The sequence below is a fragment of the Dokdonella sp. genome (genome assembly GCF_019634775.1).
In the GTDB taxonomy this organism is placed as follows: domain Bacteria; phylum Pseudomonadota; class Gammaproteobacteria; order Xanthomonadales; family Rhodanobacteraceae; genus Dokdonella.
Genome location: NZ_JAHCAS010000002.1, coordinates 205,316 through 224,686 on the forward strand (window position 1 = coordinate 205,316; position 19,371 = coordinate 224,686).

Consider the following 19,371-nt stretch of genomic DNA (forward strand, 5'->3'; position numbering starts at 1 on the left):
TCGGCGAAGACGTCCCTAAACTGTCATCCCCGAATCAGGAAGACGCCGGCATGGTGAACCCGAACGACGAGGCGCAAGCTGCGTCAGACGACATGCCGGTCACCGGGGGGCGCATCGCCTTCGAGCGTCTGCGCGAGCGCACCGACGAACTCGAGCTCATCATCTCGGGCATCAGCCTGGTTGCCCTGACCGCCCTGCCTGGCTGGTTGTTCGACCAATGGGTGAAAGTGGATGCGCACACGGACGGCGGTCGTGCTGTACTGATCGGTTTCGGCTTTCCGCTGGCCATCGGCCTCTGCTACACCCTCGCCGCGGCTTTCCTGATCCACTTGGTTGCACGCGCCTACTGGGTCGGCCTGATCGGGCTCAAGTCGGTGTTTCCGCAGGGCGTGCGCTGGGAACACGTGACCAGTCAGGGGCCGCTCCTGCGTGAATGGCTACGCGAACGGTTCTCCGACCTTGGCCAATCGATCGACGCCAGCGATCGATTCGCCTCGACGGTGTTCGCGGTGGTCAGTCTCGTCACCCTGAGCATCGTCTGGGTGGTGTTGCCGTTGGCGGCCATCACCGTGCTCGCCGATTTCGCCGGCCGCTTCGTCACGGTTGCCGATTGGCTGCTGGCCGCGATCTTCGTCGGATTCTTCGCTGCGTTCGCATTGATTTCGCTGCCGCTGTTCCTGCTCGACCGGCGTGCCGGCTGGTTGCGTTCGCGCGGTCGTGAGCCTTCGCCTGCCCTGATCGATGCCGTGCGCATGCTCACCCGCGTACAGGGCTTGTTCTATCCACGGCGCCTGCTGTTGCCGATCCAGCTCATCCTGGAAAGCAACCTGCCCAGGCGCGCGTTCTCGTTCGCATTTGCCACGATCATCATGTTCACCACGGTCATCGGCACGATCCAGCTGACGTCGGCCCGCACGTTCACCCTGCTCGGAAAATACGACTACGCAACGAATGACGACGTTGCCTCGGGTGTGCGCACGGCTCACTACGAGAACCTGCGCGCGGCCAGCGACGCGCTGCTGCGAGAGCCCATGATCCCATCGGATCTCGTCGCCGATCCGTACCTGCGGCTGTTTCTGCCGTACCTGCCGAAGCGCGACAACGGTGTGCTCGCCGAGCGATGCCCCGTCGATGCCGATGCCGCTACGCGTCGCGCCTGCGTGGCGGCGCTGTGGACGGTGAGTCTGGATGGCCAGCCGGTCGACGTCGGCGGTTTCGATTTCGCCGAACGGCGCGATCTGGGCCTGCGAGGCCTGCAGGGCTATGTGACGACGGGTGGGCTGGTGCCGGGTCGACACGAACTGGTCGTCACCTGGAATGCCGTACGCCCAAGCGGGCACCAGCGTGCACGCGAGCAGCGCTGGCGCATCCCGTTCTGGTTCGCGCCACCGTATCAGCTCGACTACACCGCGCCCGCGCCCGTGCCCGAGGCGGGTGACCCGTGCTGCCCGGCTGCATTGCCATCGCTGTCTCCGCCCGCATCGCCCGGCCATCGCGACCTGCCATGAAGCCGCGCACCTCGTTCGGCCAGAAGACGCTCGGCCGCGGCTACTTCACCTCGAAGGACATCTTCGACATGGAGCGCGAGCGCATCTTCCGTACCGGCTGGCTGCTGGTCGGCCATGTTTCGCAGCTCGACGTGCCGGGCCGCTTCTTCGTGTTCGATCTCGATCACGAAAGCGTGATCGTGCTGCGCGACGAAGACGGTGCCATCCGTGCCTTCCACAACCATTGTCGGCATCGCGGAAGCCGGCTCTGTGCGGCGGGTGAAGGTAATCTCGGCCGTTCGATCCGCTGTCCCTATCACGCCTGGAACTACGGCCTCGACGGCCGCCTGCGCAGTGCGCCGTCGATGGCGGACGTGGCCGGATTCGACGCGGCCGACTGGCCCCTGCATACGGTGGTGGTCGAAACCTGGCTCGGTTTCGTCTTCATCAGCCTCGCCCGCGAACCGCAACCGTTCGCGCACGTCCTTGCCAACCTGACCGGGCGTTTCGCCCACCGCGACACCAGCGTGCTGCGTGCCGTGCACCGCGAGGTCTATCTGGTCGCGGCGAACTGGAAGCTCGTATTCCACAACTTCAGCGAGTGTTACCACTGCCCGGGCGTGCATCCGCAGCTCAATCGTCTGACGCCGTTCCGCAACACCGAAAATGACCTCGATGAAGGCGCCGTGCTCGGTGGCCCGATGTGGATGAACAATCCCGAAGGCAGCATGACGATGGGCGGTGAACGCTGCGCGGCACCGCTCCCCGGCATCAGTTCCGAGGAGCGTGGACGCGTGTACTACTACACGGTGTTCCCGAGCGCGTTCATTTCATTCCATCCCGACTACGTGCTGCTGCATCGTGCCGAGGCGCTGGCCATCGACTGCACGCGCGTGACTTGCGAGTGGTACTTCCATCCCGACGCGATCGCCACGCCGGGCTTCGACCCGCAACCCGCGATCGCGTTCTGGGATCTCACCAACCGTCAGGACTGGACGCTGTGCGAGAACACCCAGCGCGGCGTTGCCTCGCTGACCTGGCAGCCGGGTCCGTACTCCGAACTCGAAAGCCAACTCGCCGCGTTCGATCGCGAATATCGGCGCGTGATGGCACTGGATGCAGCGTCCGGGGATTGAGGGCTCCTCGCCGGCGACCACAGACGCTGCACGGACCTATGCATGCAGGCGGATGCCTGGCGGAGCGTCAATCATCGAATCCATCGATGAAGATCGCGTCGCTCAGGCCTTCCGAAGCGCCGATGTCGCAGCGGAAGAAGACGCCATCGAACGGGCGCGGCTGACCGCGTTGGTCGACGATCAGGCGCACGCCGGATTCGTCGGCACAGGCCAGCATGTCGCTGCTGATCGGCGCCGGCACATGGTTGATCGCAGGATTGCCTGCCAGCAGGCCATGTGTGCGTGTCGGCCCTCCGAAGTTCGCCAGGGGCGACAGCGGCGCGGCGACGTTGCTGAGTTCAGTTGCCGGTACCGGGCCGGATGGGGAGCAGCCGCTGGTCGTGCCGATCAGGTTGTATCCCAGGCGCTGCACGCTGCCGGCACAGTCGGGGGCAATGCTGGAGTCGTCCCGGTTGCCGGAGATCAGGGTCGCCCTGACGAAGATGCTGCCGCTGGAGCGATGAATGCCGCCGCCACTCCCGGCGCCATCGCCATTGCTGTCGGCGCGGTTGCCGCTGATGGTTGAGAATGAGCTGTGCACGCTGCCGAGGCTGTACAGGCCGCCACCACTGCCCTCGGCGATGTTGCCGCTGATCGTGCTGTTGAGCAGGAAGAGTTCTCCGCCGGTATTGACGTAGATACCTCCGCCATTGCCGTTGAGGCCGTAGTCGGCGCGGTTGCGTGAAATCGTCGAGTGGTAGACGCGCAGACTGCTGTTGGTGCCGACGTAGGCGCCGCCGGCGTTGAAGCCGGTCGAGTTCTCGATGGCCGATTCAAACAGGAGCGCGTTGGTGGCCGCGCTGGTCGCACCCACCTGCAGGCCGCCGGTGCCGAGGCCGGAACCCGGCTTGCCACCGCTCAGGGTCACTCCGATCAGGGCAAGGCTACCTCTTGCAAGGCTCAACACGTTGTTGGCCTGCCCGTTTGGCTCGATCTGCATCTCGATGAAGGTTCGGTCGGCACCATCGCCCCGGATCACCACCGCGTCGTCGACGGAGACGTTGAGATCGCCGCCGGCAATGCCGCTCTGCGTGCTGCGCAGGAAGTATCGTCCGGCCGGCAGACGGATCTCGGTAGCGCTGGCGCGTTGACCTGCCTTGGTCAATGCCGAACGGATCGTGCAACCCCCACCGTTCGGCGCGACGCTGTCGCAAATCGCCGGATTCGACGAGGAAGGGCCGCCATCTTCGGGTGTATCGACAGTGAAGGTGCTGCGTTGTTCGTAGGCACCGATGTCACAGCCCCCGCTGCGTGAAACGCCGCGCTGATCGGTGCTTGTGCAACTCGAGCCACCGCTGCCAGGCGTGGCCGGATTACCCGCGTCGCGTGCAGGGCTGTCGAGACGCAAGGCGAGCGTTGGGGTCGGGCCGCCGTAGTCGAACAGCGGCAGCAGGCGCGGATCGGTATTGACCAGGTCCAGTGCCGTCTGTCCCACGAGCGTGCAGTTGCTGGTGTCACTGATCAGGTTGTAGCCCTGCGAGGTGAACGTGCCGTTGCCGCAATCGCGCGATGCGGACTCGCCACGCGTGTAGTTGTGCGCGAGGATCGAATTGCGCAGGGTCACGTAGGATCCTGGCAGGCTGCTGATGCCGGCGATCAACGACCCCTCGCGGGAGATCTGGGTATTGAAGGCGATCGTGCTGCTCAATACTTTCAGGGTCGCGACGTTGCCGCCGAGCCTGATCGTACCGTCGGAGGTGCGGTTGCCGCTGATCGTGCTGTTCTGGATCGTCACGTCCGAACCTCCCCCGAGCAGCATTGCGCTGCCGCCGGAGAGGCTGCTGACGGCGTCGTTGTCCGAAACGGTGCTCGCATCGAGCAGCAGGGTGGCTGTCCCCGTGGTGCTGGCAATATAGATCGCCCCGCCTGCAGCGGCAGTGTTTCGGGTTAGGTGCACGCGACGCGCGGTGACTGCCGCCTGTGCGCTCACCATCAACGCGCCGCCGCTCGATGCGTTGCCGCCGGTGATGGTCAGGTCCTCCAGGGTCGCCGACACGCCGTTGCCGCCGACGTGAAAAACCCCTTTCTGTGACTGATCGTTGCCATCGATGATCGTGCGCTCGGCACCTGTGCCGCGGATGGTCGTCGTACCAGCACCAGAGATAGCCAGGTGTGAGGAGTTGTTGGATGGCGTCAGATCAAGATTGTAAGTCCCGTCGGACAGGACGATCGTGTCGTCGACCGTGCCGGCAATGCAACCGCCGTAGGCGGTGTTGGTCCGTGCAGCGGTGATCGCTTCGCGCAGCGAGCATTGGACGCCTGTGCCGTCCTGGTCGGCGGTCGTGTTGACCGTGATGGTGGCCGCATGCAGCGACGAGGTGCCTGCCAGCAAGGCCAGTGCGAGAGCAAGTCGATGTTTCATGGTTCGGGATCCGGGACAGCCGAGCAACGGCCATTGCGTCTATCCACGGCGACCGGCAGTGCCAGGGGCCACCACCGATCAAGAGCGGGCGTGCTCGGGCCTCGGTGCGGCATCCGGTGGCCGATTTCGGGAGCAAGGCCTGCGACCGGCCCAGGCATGCCGGAAAGCATGACGTCAGTGTCCCGTATGGTGCACCGGTCAGTCGGAGCCGGGGCCAGCCTGCCCGGCCAGGTACACGTGCCGACGCATCCTGTCGGCGTCACGGCTCCGCCGAGACGGCTTCGGCGGAAGCCGCCGGATCGATGCGGCGGGCGGAGCGCGACGGTCGTCGCGCTCCGCGGCGTCGATCAACGTGCAGCGTTGCTGTTCATTGTCGCGTTGCGGCTGGCGTTCAGGTACTGAGCCGGGTCGCGCATGCCGCTGGTATGGCACTGGCCGGTGACATGACCGCGGTTGACGCCGCCGGACAACTGGCCGTTGACCTGTTCTGTGGTGCCGTCTTCCGGATCGCTCAGCACGAGGTCGGTGGCGAACTGGCAGTAGTCGTTGGTCCACCAGTTGGTCAGCTTGAACGAGGTCGTGTAGTAATTGACCTTGGCGCGCGCCGAATTCGGCACTCCGGCCAGCCACGCCGATGCGCCGCTGTAGGTGAGGTTGCTGTTGGAGCCGCAGGCGATGCCGAACCAGCTGCCGAGTGTGGCCAGGATGCCAGACAGGTTGGTGCCCTTGTACGGCGTGCCAACCGACTGGATCAGCCGGTTGCCGGTGGCGTTGTCCAGACCGCTCCAGTAGAACGCGTACAGGTGCAGCGAAGCAGCTCCGCCCTGGCTGTGGGCGACCGTTCCGAATGAGTTCCAGGTTGCGCCGAAGTTGCGGATCAACTGCGCAAACTGGTCGTGGCTGCGGTTCTGGTTGGCGTCGAGGAAGGTCGAGGCCGTGCTGAACTGGCTGGCCGGCCAGACTCCGCCTGAGCAGTAGCCGTGCACGAGCAGCAGGCGCTTGCCGACACCTTGGGTGGCGTTGCCGCCGGTTGGACGCGGGCCCATCGTCATCATTTCGTCAATGACGATTTCCGAAGCCGCCTGGGTCGTGCGCAGGGCCGGCATCGTCAGCGCGATGCGCTTCGCGGAAGCGACGGTGATGAAGTGGTCGGGATCCTCGATGCGCAGGTTGCGCAGTTCATAAGGCGGCTTCGCGTTGCTCAGGGCGACCCAACGCTCGTCGAAGCCGAGAGCAAGTTGCCCGTTGCGCGGGGTGACCATGCCGCCGAGCCATGCGACAGCGACGGGACGATCGTTGCCATCGGTGCCCCACACCTCGCCGATCGCGCGATAGTGCTGGCCGGCCTTGTGTGCCGCCACCGGTACGCGGATCGACAGGCGATTGACCTCGCCGGCGACTGCGCTGGCCTGTGTCGATATCAGGTCGAGGCTGCGGTCGACCACGGGGATCAGGTGTTCGGCGGTGCGCACGAAAGCCCGGCCATGCCGATTGCTGCCGCGCGCCTCGACCTGGGCCACGTAGTTGCCCGCCGATGTGGCCGGGAAATCGCCGCCGAACAGGCCGTCGCCGGCGCGACCGTCGTCGTGGCGCCCATCGTCGAACATCGGATGCTGCGAAACCGAACCGTCGGGTGCGGTGACGCGGATGAAGGCCTCGGTGATGCGTCCGGCTTTCCGGCCGACCCGCACGTCGGCATCGGTCGACGCCGTCAGCAGGGCGGTCAGGCCGAGGCGTTCGCCGACCAATTGCCGCGTGTGGGTCTGGTAGGAGGCGAGCTCGGTGGCCGCATCGCCCTCGACGAGAATGAACCCGTCGCCGGCATCGGCCGTGCTGCGCAGCTTGAGGCTCCAGTTGTCGCCCTGCAGATTGTCGAAGTCGTAGCGCACGGTCGGCACGCGCGCCTCGCCGATGCCGAAGTCGGTTCCGATCACGCGCGCGGCCAGCGCGGCGGCTTCCATGCTGCGGCCGGATGCGCCGACCATGTCGATTTGCCAGTTCGCCTGTGCGGGGGCGAAGACGAGGAAGCGCAGCGTATCGCTCTCGATCGGCAGGGTGGTCTGCCATGTCGACCCGCCGACACCGCTGCCCGCGAAGCGGACCGGCAGCAGGGCGCTGCGCGAATGGATCGTCGCATCGACCGGCGACGGCGCGCGCATCGCCTCGATCTCGGCGGCTGGCCCGGCCAACTGCTTGGCGAAGGAGTGCACATCGACATCGCCCTGCGCGAACAGCGGCGCGGCGGCAAACAGGGTCACGGCGGACAACAGGCGATGCGTTCGATTCACAGGAACTCCTCCCGGCTGGACTGGTTTCGAGTCAATGGATCACGCTGGATGCACGGAAATTTGGCGGCGGATTCGGCGTCGCCCGATGCACAGGCCGGTGTACCGCCTGCGGCACCGTCCCCAGCGATGGCCGAATCCGGGCGAGCGTGCTCGGCCGCGTGCTGCATTGCAAGGCGCAGTGCGGCACATTGGGGGGAATTGCGCCTATGCTTACCGGTGCCGTGCCTTGCCGCACAACGGATGCTCTGAACAGAGCATCCCAAGGGGAATACCGAAATGCGCCAGATCCTGCTTGCCCTTGCCCTGTTGTCCATCCTTGGTGCCTGCCGGAAGTCCGAAGCGCCGGTCGATCCGGTGCCGGCTCCCGTTGCGACGACCGTGGCTGATGCCGATGCGACGTTCGCCGACCTGTCCAGACGCGCGCTCGACGGGTGGCTGCAGTTGTCGCCGGTCGCCGCGACCCAGATCGGCGAACACCGCTATGACGGCGAACTCGACGATCTCACTGCGGCAGGGCGGCAGAGGGGCATCGATTTCGCGCGTCGGATGCTGGCTGAACTCGACGCGGTCGATGCTGCGCAACTCTCGCGCGAGAACCAGGTCGATGCAGCGATCCTGCGCAATCAGCTCCAGTATGGCCTGTGGGATGCCGAGACCCAGCAAAGCTGGGCGACCGACCCGCTGGTCTACAGCGGCCTCGCTGGCGGTGCGATCTACAACCTCATGGCGCGTGAGTTCGCGCCGCTGCCCGAGCGCATCCGCTCGGCCACTGCGCGCATGGAGAAGCTGCCGACCTTGCTCGCGCAGGCGCGCGCCAACCTCGATCCCGCACGCGTTCCGGCGATCCACGCCGAGACGGTCGCAAGGCAGAACAACGGCGTACTCGGCATCGTCGACATGTTCATCACCCCGCACCTGAAGGATCTGTCGCAAGCGGATCGAGCGCGCACCGAACAGGCCATCGAAACCCTGAGAGCCGCGGTAGCAGAACATCAGGCATGGCTCGACCACACCCTGGTGCCGAACGCGAAGGGCGATTTCCGCGTCGGCCAGGCCATCTACGACCAGAAACTCGGCTTCGCACTGCTGTCGTCGCTGTCGCGCGCGGACATCAGGCAACGCGCCGAAGCGGAACTGAAACGCGTGCGCGAGGACATGTACGTCATCGCGCGTGGCGTGCTCGCGGACCAGCCCAAGGCACCGCCACTGCCGGACGTGCCGGACGACGCGCAGCAGCAGGCCGCGATCGAAGCCGCGCTCGAACTCGCCTACGCCGACAAGCCGGCCCGCGACAAGGTCGTCGAAGCGGCCGAAGCGGCGCTGAAGTCGGCCACCGGCTTCGTGCGCGAAAAGGACCTCGTCACGCTGCCCGACGCGCCGGTCCGGATCATCCTGATGCCGGAGTTCCAGCGAGGCGTTGCCGTCGCCTATTGCGATTCGCCTGGCCCGCTCGACAAGGGTCTCGCAACCTTCTACGCAGTGTCACCGATCCCCGATGACTGGACCGATACCCAGGTCGACTCGTTCCTGCGCGAATACAACTCGCGCATGATCCACCTGCTGAGCATCCACGAGGGTACGCCGGGCCACTATCTGGAAGGCTGGCACTCGGCACGGTTCCCCTCGACCCTGCGCGGCGTGCTGCGCTCGGGCCTGTTCGCAGAAGGCTGGGCCGTGTACACCGAGAAGATGATGGCCGACGCCGGCTACCTCGACCACGACCCGCTGTTCCGCCTCGTCCAGCTCAAGTTCTACCTGCGCACGATCGCCAACGCGATCCTTGACCAGGGCGTGCACGTCGACAATTGGACGCGCGAACAGGCCATGGACCTCATGGTCCGCCAGACCTTCCAGCAGGAACGCGAAGCTGCCGGCAAGTGGACACGCGCGCAGCTCACTTCGGCACAGTTGCCGACCTATTTCGTCGGCGTGCAGGAACACTTCGATCTGCGCAAGGCCGCAGAAGCAAAGCAGGGCGATGCATTCAACCTCAAGGCCTACCACGACCAGGTGCTGTCCTATGGCGCGCCGCCGGTGCGGTTCGTGCGGCAGCTGATGTTGGGCGAAGCCATCCACTGAGCGCGCTTCGGGCGATTCCATCGCACGCACCCCGGTGCCGGGCCATCGTCAGCGTCGCTGCGCGAAAACAAGAGCCCGTGCAAGCGGCCTGCGTCACGCATGGCTGCCCCGGTCGCGATGGGCCGGGCGATCACGCCCGGGCAGGGCGGTGAACGGCGGCGCCCTCACGCCTCCAGCAGCATCCGCATGAGGTTCGGCAGCCCCGCGCCCTGGTGGTAGCGGTCGCGGCCGAGGTCGATGCAGGTGCGCAGCAGCAGGGCCTTGACCTCGTCCGGGCGGCCGCGGAACTCCGGGCGCACGGACAGGAAGGCGGCGAGCAGGCCGGAGACGTGCGGGGCGGCCATGCTGGTGCCGCTTTCGTTGCGGTAGAGATCGTCGATCGTTTCGGCGCGGTAGCGCGAATCGCAGGAGCGGATGCGTTCGCCAGGGGCGACCACGTCGGGTTTCACGCGGCCGTCGGCGGTCGGGCCGCGCGAGGAGAACGTCGACACGCCGTACAGGTGCGGCTTGTCGGCATTGACCGAACCGACCGCGATGCAGTCCTCGAGGTTGGCCGGGTCGCCGATCGAGAGCGAGGTATTGAGATCGCGCTCGCCGTCGGGTGTGGAGACTTCGGTCTGGCCTTCGTTGCCGGCGGCGACCACGACGAGCACGCCGGCTCGCCACAGCCTGCGCAGTTCGGCACAGATCGGCGTGAAGCCACAGCCGTAGACCGTGCTGTCGTAAGGACCGCCGAGGCTCAGATTGATGCCGTCGACGAGCATCGTCGAGGCGTTCTCGTTCTGCTCGGCGATGTGGTCGAGCGCCTTGATGATCCAGGCGTCCTCGCCGTTGCCGCGGTCGTCGAGCACCTTGTAGACGACGAGCTGCGCGCGCGGCGCGAGTCCGGACGGCACCTCATTGCCGCTGCGCAAGGATTCGGGCGCGATGCCGGCGATGATGCCGGCGACGTGCGTGCCGTGGCCGTCGCGATCCTTGCGCATCATCTCGCGCCGGGCGCGGCGTTCGGCCGTCTCGTTCGGCGCTGCGATGTCGATGCGCGTCGGCGGGCCAGGCTGGGTGCAGTCCCAGACCTCGACCAGGTTGCCGTGGCTCTTGAAATGCGGATGGTCGCAGTGGACGCCGGTATCGAGTACGGCCCAGCGGATGCGCTCACCGAAGGCGCCGTAGCTGCTGCGTGCCGCATCGACCTGCACGGCGCGTGCCGAACGGTGCACGAGGCGGCGCTTGCTGGCGCTCTTCCAGATCGCATAGACGCGCAGTTCGCGGTGGCGCGCGGCGATGATGCCGAGCTCGAACGGGGTCAGGTGCGCGGCGACGAAGCGCCGCAGCGGATCGATGCGCGCAGCGGCGAGGGCTGCCGCCGCGTTGCGCTCGGGCGAGACTTCGGCATGGCTTTCGACGACGGCCTCGATCATGCGCGCGGCCTCGGCGATGCGCGTGCGCAGGTCGTTCGCGCCATTCGCGGTTTTCTTCTCGCGGGCTTGCATCTGCTCCTTGCTTTCGTCGAGCGCGCGATAGCCCGGTTCGAGGATCTCGATCAGCACGGGCTGGCGCCGTTCGACGGCCAGTTCCACGGCGACGTCGCGGGCGACAAGGAAGCGCGCATGCATGTCGACATGCGCGGATTCCTGCACAACGCGGCGGACCTTCGGGTGCGCGAGATAACCGATCGCCGAATGCGGGTTCAGCCCTTCGAGGCGGCGCAGTTCGGTATTGAGGATCAGTTCGTCGATGATGAAACCGCGTGCGCCGAAGTCGCCGGCCAGACCCTTGTCGAGCGCGACCGGGTCGAGCGGATCGGCGAAGTTGTGCCAGCGCTGGATACCCTTCGGCACCTCGAGCTTGCAGGAAAGGAAATCCTGCACTTCACGCAGGCCGAGCGGCGAACCGAGGGTGACGCAGTGTTCGACGTCGACCGGCGTGCCGTTCTTCGCGATATCGGCCAGCACTTCCAGCGAGACGACCGTGCCCTGGCTGTGCGCGACGACGAGCTTCGGGCCATCGCCGGCGAGTGCTTCGCGGAAGCGCTGCTGGATGCGCTGGCGGATGTCCTTCTTGAAGAAATAAGCCGCGCTGTCCTTGACCAGCCATTCGAGGAACTTGCGTGCGATCGGCTTGCGCAGGAAGGCAGGCAGCGGCAGCACCTTCGTACCCACTGCGCCGGCCTCGACCGGCACGCCGGCCACAGCGAGCAGGGCGTTTGCGAGTTCCTCGGCGTCCGCACGGCTGCGCGCGGCGATGCCGGCTTCATCGAGCAGGGCGTCGGTGTCGAGCGCGGTTTCGGAAACCGCCTTGCCGGACTTGCCGCCGCCTGACGATCCCGGGCCGTGCAGGATGTCCGCCCAGTACGCCATGCGCGTGCGCGCGCCCATGTCGCGGCCGAACAGGGCCAGATCCCACTGGCGCTTCAGCTCATCCTTGGGCGGCTTCTCGCCAATGCCGTGGATGTAGACGACGACGGGCGGATCAAGGCCGGCCGAACCGGCAGTGCGGGTCCTGCGCGTGCCGATCTTGCGGGTGGTCTTCGCCGCGGGTGCGGGCTTGCGGGAACGGGGCGTGCTGCGCGTCGCCATGGCGGTCTCCGACAGGGGATGCGCCGCCAACGGCCGGTCGGCGCGGTTGGAATCGTGTCGTTTCCGGTTTCATTTCAACGATACGGAAAACAGGACCAGTTGCTGACTCGGTCGGGTGGCCGCCATCCGCAACCTGCACGTCCCCTGCCGTGGGAACCAGGCATCATGCGCACGAGCAGTGCGCCGTTTGCGCTGCCTTGCATCACCGCCCATGGCGACTTCGACGAGACCGTGCGGTCCGCCATGGGCGTCGGCGTGACCGCGGCGTCTTGCCCGACGCGGTACTGGCGCCGCCATGCGACGGCGACCGGGCAGGGGGAATTGGCCTCGCAGCAGGCACTCTCCGGCGTGATGCCCGTTCTTGCACCGACCGGGTGGCGCGGCTGACGCGGTTTCCCGCAGCGCGGACTCAGGCGGCGCGCGAAGCGCGCTTGCGGTCGCTTTCGGTGAGGTTCTTCTTGCGCAGGCGGATCGCCTTGGGCGTGACCTCGACGAGCTCGTCGTCCTCGATGAACTCGAGCGCCTGTTCCAGCGACATGCGCACCGGCGGGGTGAGCTGCACGTTGTCGTCCTTGCCGGCGGCGCGGATGTTGGTGAGCTGCTTGGCGCGCAGAGCGTTGACGGTGAGGTCGTTGTCCTTGGCGTGGATGCCGACCAGCTGGCCTTCGTAGATCTCGTCGCCCTCGCCGACCAGCAGGCGGCCGCGCTCCTGCAGGCCGACCAGCGCATAGGCCGGTGCCTGGCCCTGGCCGTTGGAGATCATCACGCCGTTCGGCCGCTTGGCGATCGCGCCTTCGGCCTTCGGGCCGTAGTGGTCGAACACGTGGAACAGCAGGCCGGTGCCGGCGGTGAGCGTGCGGAACTCGGTCTGGAAGCCGATCAGGCCACGTGCGGGGATCAGGTATTCGAGGCGCACGCGGCCCTTGCCGTCGGGTTCCATGTTGCGCAACTGGCCGCGGCGCATGCCGAGGCGTTCCATGACGCCGCCCTGGAATTGTTCCTCCATGTCGACGACGAGCTGCTCGATCGGTTCGCTGGCGACGCCGTCGATGTCTTTGATGATGACCTCCGGGCGCGACACGGCCAGTTCGTAGCCTTCGCGGCGCATGGTCTCGATCAGCACCGACAGATGCAGCTCGCCGCGGCCGGACACCTTGAACTTGTCAGGGTCTTCCGTTTCCTCGACCTTGAGCGCGACGTTGTGCAGGGTCTCGCGCATGAGCCGGTCACGCAGCTGGCGGCTGGTCAGGAACTTGCCGCCGCTGTGGTCCTTGGTGCCCGCGAACGGCGAGTTGTTGACCTGGAAGGTCATGCTGATGGTCGGTTCGTCGACGGTCAGCACCGGCAGTTGTTCCGGCGCGTCCGGCGCGCAGACCGTGTCGGAGATGCCGAGTTCCTCGATGCCGGAGATCGCGATGATGTCGCCGGCCTGTGCCTCCGGCACTTCGAGGCGTTCGAGTCCCATGAAGCCGAGCACCTGCAGCACCTTGCCGCTGCGCTTCCTGCCCTCGCGGTCGAGGATCGCGACCGGCATGTTGGTGCGGATCTTGCCGCGCTGGATGCGGCCGATGCCGATCAGGCCGACGTAGCTGTTGTAGTCGAGCTGGCTGATGCGCATCTGGAACGCGCCGTCGGGATCGACCGGCGGCACCGGCGCGTGTTGCATGATCGCCTCGTACAGCGGGGTCATGTCGCCCTCGCGCGCGTCCGGGTCGAGGCTGGCGTAGCCGTGCAGGGCCGAGGCGTAGACGACCGGGAAGTCGAGTTGTTCATTGGTCGCGCCGAGGCGGTCGAACAGGTCGAAGGTCTGGTCGAGCACCCAGCCCGGGCGTGCACCGGGGCGGTCGACCTTGTTGATGACGACGATCGGCCTGAAGCCCATCTGGAACGCTTTCTGGGTGACGAAGCGCGTCTGCGGCATCGGCCCATCCATGGCGTCGACGAGGATGAGCACGGTGTCGACCATCGACAGCACACGCTCGACCTCGCCGCCGAAATCGGCGTGTCCGGGGGTGTCGACGATGTTGATGCGGTTCCCACGCCAGGTGATCGCGGTGTTCTTGGACAGGATGGTGATGCCGCGTTCCTTTTCCTGGTCGTTCGAGTCCATCACGCGCTCGGCGAGCACGGTGCGTTCGCCGAAGGTGCCCGATTGCTTGAGCAGGCAGTCGACCAGGGTGGTCTTGCCGTGGTCGACGTGGGCGACGATGGCGATGTTGCGGAGGTTTTCGATGGACATGCACGACACCGTGGGCGTCCGCGGGGACGCCGTTGCGAAAGGGAAGGAGAGCGCCGCGAAAACGGCAGCCGTGCATTATGCCCGGAAAAATGTTGCGGTGCTGCAACTGGGGCTGGGAATGGTGAATGGGGAATCGGGAATGGAGAAGCAGGAAGCGGGATGCGTCGCTCCTGATCTCCCCGTTCCAGGTTTCACCCCACCAACGCCAGCGGCGTGCGCGAGAGCCCGCCGGTTCGCGTGCTGCGCCCGGCATCGACGGCGTCGCTGACGAGGCCGTGGGCGATGCTGCGGGCGAGCTGGCGGATCTCGGCAAAGGCCGCGCATTCCCAGACGCTGCCGCGCATCAGCGCGCCGAGCACGTGCAGGCGACCGCTGCGCTCACCGCCGGCATTGCGCAGGCGGCCGTCGTTGTCGCAGGCGAGGCCGAGGCCGACGGTGTCGGCGCGCACGAGGCCGTCGGCGAGCAGCTGGCGCACCAGCGGATCGCGCGTCGCGCTGGCGTCGAGGCGCGGGCCAGTGGCCTGCACGACGAGATCGGCGTCGAGGCGACGGCGCCGGCCGCTTGCGCGTTCGACGATGTCGACGGCGAGCAGGTTGTCGCCATCGACGCGCTCGATGCGTGCGGCGACGATATCGAGCCGCCCCTGCTGGCGCAGTTGTTCGATGAAATCGGCGGTCGGCGTCGGCAGGCGATGGCGCGAGATTTCCCAGTAGGAGCGCAGGTGGCGCAGGAATCGCCGGCGCTCGGTTTCGGGCAGGGCCTGCCACAGCGCGACCGTGACTGGGCGCAGGCCGTCGACGACGGCACGCCAATCGGCGCCGTCCTCGCGTGCGGCCCGACGCAGGGCACGGGTCCAGCGCGCGACGCGTGGCTCGGCGAACAGGTCGTCGATCAATTCGGCCTGGTGTTCGTATGGCGCACCCGGTTCGGCCAGGTGTGCCCCGGGCAGGTGGCCGTGGCGCGAAACCGCGGTGATGTGTGCATCGGGCCAATCACGCACGGCATCGAGAATCACGTCGACCGCGGTGAGGCCGGTGCCGATCACGACGATGCGGCGAGGCGTCTTCGCGCGCAGTGCGGGTTGCCAGGCATCGACGACGACGTTGCCGCCATCGAGTGCGCGCGGCGTCACTTCCGGCAATGCGCTCGGCGGCAGTGCGCCGAGTGCGAGCACGGCCTCGTCGATGCGTGTGCGCGAACCGTCCTCGGCCTCAATGACCAGGCCTTGCGTGCCTTCGCACATCGCCACGGCGACGGTCTGGCGGATGTCCACGGTCTGGTTGCGTCCGCGCGCCTCCTCGATGAGGCCGGCGAGCGTGCGCTCGACGTAGTCGCCGAACCATGCGCGCGGCAGGAAGTCGGTCGGTTTCGCGCTCGGCACGTGCGCGACCACGTCGCGGAAGAACGCGCCGCCATCGTCGGCGAACAGGCCCATCGCCGCCGCGCGCACGTTCAGCACGTGGTGGTCGGCCGGGGTCGCGTAGGCGATGCCGCGGCCACGCAGGCCGTGTCCGGCAAACCAGTGGACCGCGACCTGGTCGCCGCGCGGATGGCGCAGGATCTCGCCGACCACGGCCGCTGCCGCCGCGCCCCCGCCAATGACCGCCACGTGTTTCATCGTCGTCTCCCGTGCAGTGGGCGATCCGCGCTGGATCAGATCATCACGGCATCGATGCCGGCGCGCCGTCGCGTCGCCGTGGCGCGACCGAGGGTGTCGGTGTTGAAGGCCGAGTAGGTATCGAACTTGCCACCATACACATGCAGCGACAAAGCCGCGCGCTGCACCGACAGGTTGCGGCAGGAATGCACGTAGTCCGGGTTGGCGAACGAAACCGCATCGCCGATGCCGAGGATCAGGCTGCGCTCGTGTTCCAGGAAGGTCGCACCGGGCGTGTCGCTTCTGCGGAACTCCTCGACCATGAGCGCGCCTTCGAGTACGAGTTCGATGCCCCACAAGCCGTCATGGTCGTGCAGCGGCGTGCGGTGGCCCGGCGGCCAGGCGATCAGCAGGGCGGTGTAGCCGCGCCGCGCGTCGCCGTCGATCAGGAGGCGACGATAGCGCGGTGGGGTTCGGGTCTGCACCAGTGCGTCCGCGCTGGGGCAGGCATTGATCCAGGGCAGTGAGGCAAGGCGATCGAGCAGTGGCTCGATGTCTGTCGGCCCCGGGGCGTGCGGCAGCTCGCGCAGGCGTTCGCGTGCCGCGTGGAGCCACGCCGGGTCGACTGCGCCGGGATTGGGATGGGACGTTGCCATGCTGGCCTCGATCTGCCGGTGGCATCGGCGCCGATCAGAGCACGCCGGATGTTAGGCCGACGCTAAGGGTGCTCCGATCAATCCCGCAATGGCGTCATGCCATCCGCAAGGTTCGCAGCGGGGTGGCGTGGCGACGTGCGGGCGCGGGCGCCCGGCCCTTGGCCGCGCCGTTCCGGTCCATGCAGGCGCGGGTTCGGCGTTTTCGGGTAGGCTGCGCGACTTTCCGCAGGAGCCCGAGCATGACCCTCAAAGCCACGATCACCACCTCGCGCGGCCCGATCCACCTCACCCTGTTTGCCGAGCAGACGCCAGTCACGGTGGCCAACTTCGTCAACCTGGCGAAGCGCGGCTACTACGACGGCCTCAACTTCCACCGCGTGATCCCGGATTTCATGATCCAGGGAGGTTGCCCGAGCGGCACCGGCACCGGTGGTCCGGGCTATCGCTTCAACGACGAGATCGTGCCCGGACTCAGGCACGATCGCCCGGGCATCCTGTCGATGGCGAATGCAGGCACGCATGGTGGGCAGGGCACGAACGGCAGCCAGTTCTTCATCACCCACGTGCCGACGTCCTGGCTGGACGGCAAGCACACCGTATTCGGTGCGGTGGTTGGCGCGGAGGACCAAAAGGTCGTCGACGCAATCCGCGGTGGCGACAGGATCGAATCGATCACCATCGAGGGCGACACCACGGCCCTGTTCGCCGCCGCGGCACCGCATCTGGAGAAGTGGAATGCGGTGCTCGACGCGCGCTGAGCAGGATTCGTAGGAGCCCCCGCAGGAGCCCGTTTGCGGGCGATTCTGTTCGCAGAAAAGCATCGCCCCTGAAGGGGCTCCTACGGACAGGTGTCGCTCAGCGCTTCTTGGTGACCAGGCCGTACAGCACCAGCAACAGGATCGCGCCGATCACCGAAGCGATGAAGCCGGCGGTCTGGCCGACCGTATACCAGCCGATCGCCTGGCCGGCGTAGGTGGCGACGAACGAGCCGGCGATGCCGAGCAGGATGGTGACGATGATGCCGCCGGGATCCTTGCCGGGCTTGAGGAACTTCGCCACGATGCCGACAAGCAGGCCGATGACAAGGGTCATGATGATGCCGCGATCGCCCATTGCATTCTCCGGTTGATTGAGCCGGGCGGCGCCCGGCGCGCGGCAAGCATACGCTGCCGGTGGATCGCGTCACCATGCCGCGGCAAGCACCCGGGTGTCATGCGGTCAATCATTGGTTGCAGCGCAGCATGAATGCGCGTGCGTGCTAGAATCCGCCGGTTTCCGCACTGTGTTTCCCGCTTTTCGTCGAGGTTTCCCATGCCGAATCTTGCCGCGCGCATGAGCCGCGCGAAGCCGAGCGCGATCATGCTGGTGGCCGAGAAGGCCAAGCAGCTCAAGGCCGCCGGTCGCGACATCATCAGCTTCTCGATCGGCGTGCCGAATTTCCTGCCGGGGCCGCACGTCTACGAGGCCGCACGCAAGGCGCTCGAGCACGACAGCGGCCAGTACGGCTCGAACCGCGGCCCGGATGCGCTGCTCGACGCCTTCCTGCATCACCTCGAAGGCAGCGGCCTGACGGGCTACACGCGGCGCAATGTCGCCACCGGCATCGGCGCCAAGCACATGCTCTACAACCTTGGTGAGGCCCTGCTCGACGCGGGTGATCTCATCGTCTTTCCGACCCCGTACTGGACGACCTATCTCGACATCGCCGAGATCCTCGAGGCGCGCGTGCGCACGCTGCCGTGCCCGGCCTCGCAGAACTACAAACTCACTCCGGCGCAGCTCGACGCAGCCTTGCCTGGCGCGAAGGTGTTCCTGTTCAACAACCCGTCGAATCCGACCGGCATGGTCTATTCGAAGGACGAGATCGCCGCACTCGCCGATGTGCTGGTCAGGCATCCGGACGTCTGGGTCATCTGTGACGACATCTACAACCGCATGGTGTTCGACGGCGTCGGCTACCACAATTTCGTCAACGCCCGCCCCGAGCTGCGCGAGCGCGTGATCCAGGTCGATTCGCTGTCCAAGACCTACGGCATGCCGGGCTGGCGCGTCGGCTTCGTCGCCGGTCCCGAGGTGGTCGCGCAGGCCATGGTGACGCTCAACTCGAACCACATCACCAGCATTCCCGAGGTCGTCAATGCCGCGGCGACCGCTGCACTGGGTGGCCCGCAGGACGTGCCTGAGCAGAAAAACGCCGAGTTCGCGGCCAAGCGCGACCAGGTCCATGCCGCCCTGAGCGCGATCCCCGGCGTGGTCTGCCCGCGCCCGCAGGGAGCGTTCTATGCGTTCCCCGACGTTTCCTGTGCGTTCGGCAAGTCGCACGGCGGCAGGCGTATCGACAACGATGTCGATTTCTGCAACGCGCTGCTGGAGTCGAAGGGCGTGGCCTGCGTGCCGGGCAGCGCCTTCGGCGAACCGCGCGCGCTGCGCATCTCCTACACGTGTCCGACCGCCCAGCTCGCACCGGGTCTGGCGCGCATCCAGGAATTCTTCGCCGAACTCGTATGAGGCCCGCCACGCACCGCGTCTGCGTCGTGCTGTTCGCCGTCGTCGTGGCGGCGCTGGCTGGCTGCCGCAGGGGCGTCGATGCCGTCGCCGCGCGCGCCGAGGTCGGCGATGCGCCGGTGGTGCTGCTGTCGACCTCGTGGTGCGGCTATTGCAGCAAGCTGCGCAACGATCTGGCGCTTTGGGGCGTTTCCCATTCCGAGTTCGATGTCGAAGCCAGCGCCGAGGGACGCCGTGCGTACCATCTCGTCGGCGGGCGTGGTGTGCCCATCCTGCTCATCGGCGACCAGGTCGTGCACGGCTACGCACCGGATCGTGCGCGCGAACTGATCGCTGCGGCCGGACTCGGCGCGGCGTCCGACTGAAACCCGATTCCTTCCTCCACTGCCTTCCCGCGAGGTTGCTA

Annotated in this window: 14 protein-coding genes; 7 read left to right on the forward strand and 7 right to left on the reverse strand. The window is 66.9% G+C overall.

What is annotated here, in order from left to right; all coding sequences use genetic code 11:
* The first annotated feature begins 50 nt into the window (after positions 1-50).
* Together KF907_RS11825 and KF907_RS11830 are read left to right on the forward strand one after the other, a co-directional pair.
* A complete protein-coding gene (locus KF907_RS11825) occupies positions 51-1,508 on the forward strand; it encodes a hypothetical protein (protein ID WP_291220613.1) in 1,458 nt (485 codons plus the stop codon).
* Positions 1,505-2,623, forward strand: a complete 1,119-nt coding sequence (locus KF907_RS11830) for an aromatic ring-hydroxylating oxygenase subunit alpha (RefSeq protein WP_291220614.1) — start codon at positions 1,505-1,507, stop codon at positions 2,621-2,623. Before KF907_RS11825 ends, KF907_RS11830 begins: the two co-directional genes overlap by 4 nt.
* A 67-nt stretch (positions 2,624-2,690) precedes the next feature.
* Here KF907_RS11830 and KF907_RS11835 read toward each other — a convergent pair whose 3' ends face one another.
* Together KF907_RS11835 and KF907_RS11840 are read right to left on the reverse strand one after the other, a co-directional pair.
* Entirely contained in the window at positions 2,691-5,024 is a 2,334-nt protein-coding gene (locus tag KF907_RS11835) for a choice-of-anchor Q domain-containing protein (RefSeq protein WP_291220615.1), read from the reverse strand.
* A gap of 347 nt (positions 5,025-5,371) precedes the next feature.
* Positions 5,372-7,312: a choice-of-anchor X domain-containing protein gene (locus tag KF907_RS11840; RefSeq protein ID WP_291220617.1), complete on the reverse strand. Its 1,941-nt coding sequence runs from the start codon at positions 7,310-7,312 to the stop codon at positions 5,372-5,374.
* 276 nt (positions 7,313-7,588) lie between these two features.
* Between KF907_RS11840 and KF907_RS11845 the strand changes: the two genes are divergently transcribed.
* A complete protein-coding gene (locus tag KF907_RS11845; RefSeq protein WP_291220619.1) occupies positions 7,589-9,391 on the forward strand; it encodes a DUF885 domain-containing protein in 1,803 nt (600 codons plus the stop codon).
* Positions 9,392-9,555: 164 nt separating this feature from the next.
* On the opposite strand, the gene KF907_RS11850 is transcribed toward KF907_RS11845, so the two are convergent.
* Positions 9,556-11,967: a S8 family peptidase gene (locus tag KF907_RS11850; RefSeq protein ID WP_291220621.1), complete on the reverse strand. Its 2,412-nt coding sequence runs from the start codon at positions 11,965-11,967 to the stop codon at positions 9,556-9,558.
* Between the two features lie 165 nt (positions 11,968-12,132).
* On the opposite strand from KF907_RS11850, the gene KF907_RS11855 reads away from it, so the two are divergent.
* Positions 12,133-12,354 carry a hypothetical protein gene (locus tag KF907_RS11855; protein WP_291220622.1) on the forward strand — a complete coding sequence of 74 codons (222 nt, stop codon included), beginning with the start codon at positions 12,133-12,135 and terminating at the stop codon, positions 12,352-12,354.
* A gap of 22 nt (positions 12,355-12,376) precedes the next feature.
* Here KF907_RS11855 and typA read toward each other — a convergent pair whose 3' ends face one another.
* From typA to KF907_RS11870, 3 genes are all read right to left on the reverse strand, one after another.
* The gene (gene typA, locus KF907_RS11860; RefSeq protein ID WP_291220623.1) at positions 12,377-14,206 is read right to left on the reverse strand and encodes a translational GTPase TypA; all 1,830 of its coding nucleotides are present in this window, start codon (positions 14,204-14,206) and stop codon (positions 12,377-12,379) included.
* A gap of 191 nt (positions 14,207-14,397) precedes the next feature.
* Complete coding sequence (locus KF907_RS11865) at positions 14,398-15,825, reverse strand: FAD/NAD(P)-binding protein (protein WP_291220625.1); 1,428 nt, start codon at positions 15,823-15,825, stop codon at positions 14,398-14,400.
* Between the two features lie 35 nt (positions 15,826-15,860).
* Complete coding sequence (locus KF907_RS11870; RefSeq protein ID WP_291220626.1) at positions 15,861-16,460, reverse strand: cysteine dioxygenase; 600 nt, start codon at positions 16,458-16,460, stop codon at positions 15,861-15,863.
* 239 nt (positions 16,461-16,699) lie between these two features.
* Here KF907_RS11870 and KF907_RS11875 point away from each other — a divergent pair, with 239 nt between their 5' ends.
* The gene (locus KF907_RS11875) at positions 16,700-17,218 is read left to right on the forward strand and encodes a peptidylprolyl isomerase (protein ID WP_291220628.1); all 519 of its coding nucleotides are present in this window, start codon (positions 16,700-16,702) and stop codon (positions 17,216-17,218) included.
* A 97-nt stretch (positions 17,219-17,315) separates the two neighbouring features.
* Here KF907_RS11875 and KF907_RS11880 read toward each other — a convergent pair whose 3' ends face one another.
* On the reverse strand, positions 17,316-17,573 hold the full coding sequence (locus KF907_RS11880) for a GlsB/YeaQ/YmgE family stress response membrane protein (RefSeq protein ID WP_291220630.1): 258 nt from the start codon (positions 17,571-17,573) through the stop codon (positions 17,316-17,318).
* Positions 17,574-17,771: 198 nt separating this feature from the next.
* Here KF907_RS11880 and KF907_RS11885 point away from each other — a divergent pair, with 198 nt between their 5' ends.
* Both KF907_RS11885 and KF907_RS11890 read left to right on the forward strand, forming a co-directional pair.
* Positions 17,772-18,968, forward strand: a complete 1,197-nt coding sequence (locus KF907_RS11885; protein WP_291220632.1) for a pyridoxal phosphate-dependent aminotransferase — start codon at positions 17,772-17,774, stop codon at positions 18,966-18,968.
* Positions 18,965-19,330, forward strand: a complete 366-nt coding sequence (locus tag KF907_RS11890; RefSeq protein WP_291220634.1) for a glutaredoxin family protein — start codon at positions 18,965-18,967, stop codon at positions 19,328-19,330. The genes KF907_RS11885 and KF907_RS11890 overlap by 4 nt, the downstream gene beginning before the upstream one ends.
* Positions 19,331-19,371 lie beyond the last annotated feature (41 nt).

What these genes read in the sequence shown, in the direction of transcription:
- KF907_RS11865 (WP_291220625.1), bottom strand. Translation starts at nt 15,825, where the DNA reads ATGAAACACGTGGCGGTCATTGGCGGGGGCGCGGCGGCAGCGGCCGTG.
- KF907_RS11875 (WP_291220628.1), top strand. Translation starts at nt 16,700, where the DNA reads ATGACCCTCAAAGCCACGATCACCACCTCGCGCGGCCCGATCCACCTC.
- KF907_RS11890 (WP_291220634.1), top strand. Translation starts at nt 18,965, where the DNA reads ATGAGGCCCGCCACGCACCGCGTCTGCGTCGTGCTGTTCGCCGTCGTC.
- KF907_RS11870 (WP_291220626.1), bottom strand. Translation starts at nt 16,460, where the DNA reads ATGGCAACGTCCCATCCCAATCCCGGCGCAGTCGACCCGGCGTGGCTC.
- typA (WP_291220623.1), bottom strand. Translation starts at nt 14,206, where the DNA reads ATGTCCATCGAAAACCTCCGCAACATCGCCATCGTCGCCCACGTCGAC.
- KF907_RS11845 (WP_291220619.1), top strand. Translation starts at nt 7,589, where the DNA reads ATGCGCCAGATCCTGCTTGCCCTTGCCCTGTTGTCCATCCTTGGTGCC.
- KF907_RS11885 (WP_291220632.1), top strand. Translation starts at nt 17,772, where the DNA reads ATGCCGAATCTTGCCGCGCGCATGAGCCGCGCGAAGCCGAGCGCGATC.
- KF907_RS11850 (WP_291220621.1), bottom strand. Translation starts at nt 11,967, where the DNA reads ATGGCGACGCGCAGCACGCCCCGTTCCCGCAAGCCCGCACCCGCGGCG.
- KF907_RS11830 (WP_291220614.1), top strand. Translation starts at nt 1,505, where the DNA reads ATGAAGCCGCGCACCTCGTTCGGCCAGAAGACGCTCGGCCGCGGCTAC.
- KF907_RS11880 (WP_291220630.1), bottom strand. Translation starts at nt 17,573, where the DNA reads ATGGGCGATCGCGGCATCATCATGACCCTTGTCATCGGCCTGCTTGTC.
- KF907_RS11855 (WP_291220622.1), top strand. Translation starts at nt 12,133, where the DNA reads ATGCGCACGAGCAGTGCGCCGTTTGCGCTGCCTTGCATCACCGCCCAT.
- KF907_RS11835 (WP_291220615.1), bottom strand. Translation starts at nt 5,024, where the DNA reads ATGAAACATCGACTTGCTCTCGCACTGGCCTTGCTGGCAGGCACCTCG.
- KF907_RS11825 (WP_291220613.1), top strand. Translation starts at nt 51, where the DNA reads ATGGTGAACCCGAACGACGAGGCGCAAGCTGCGTCAGACGACATGCCG.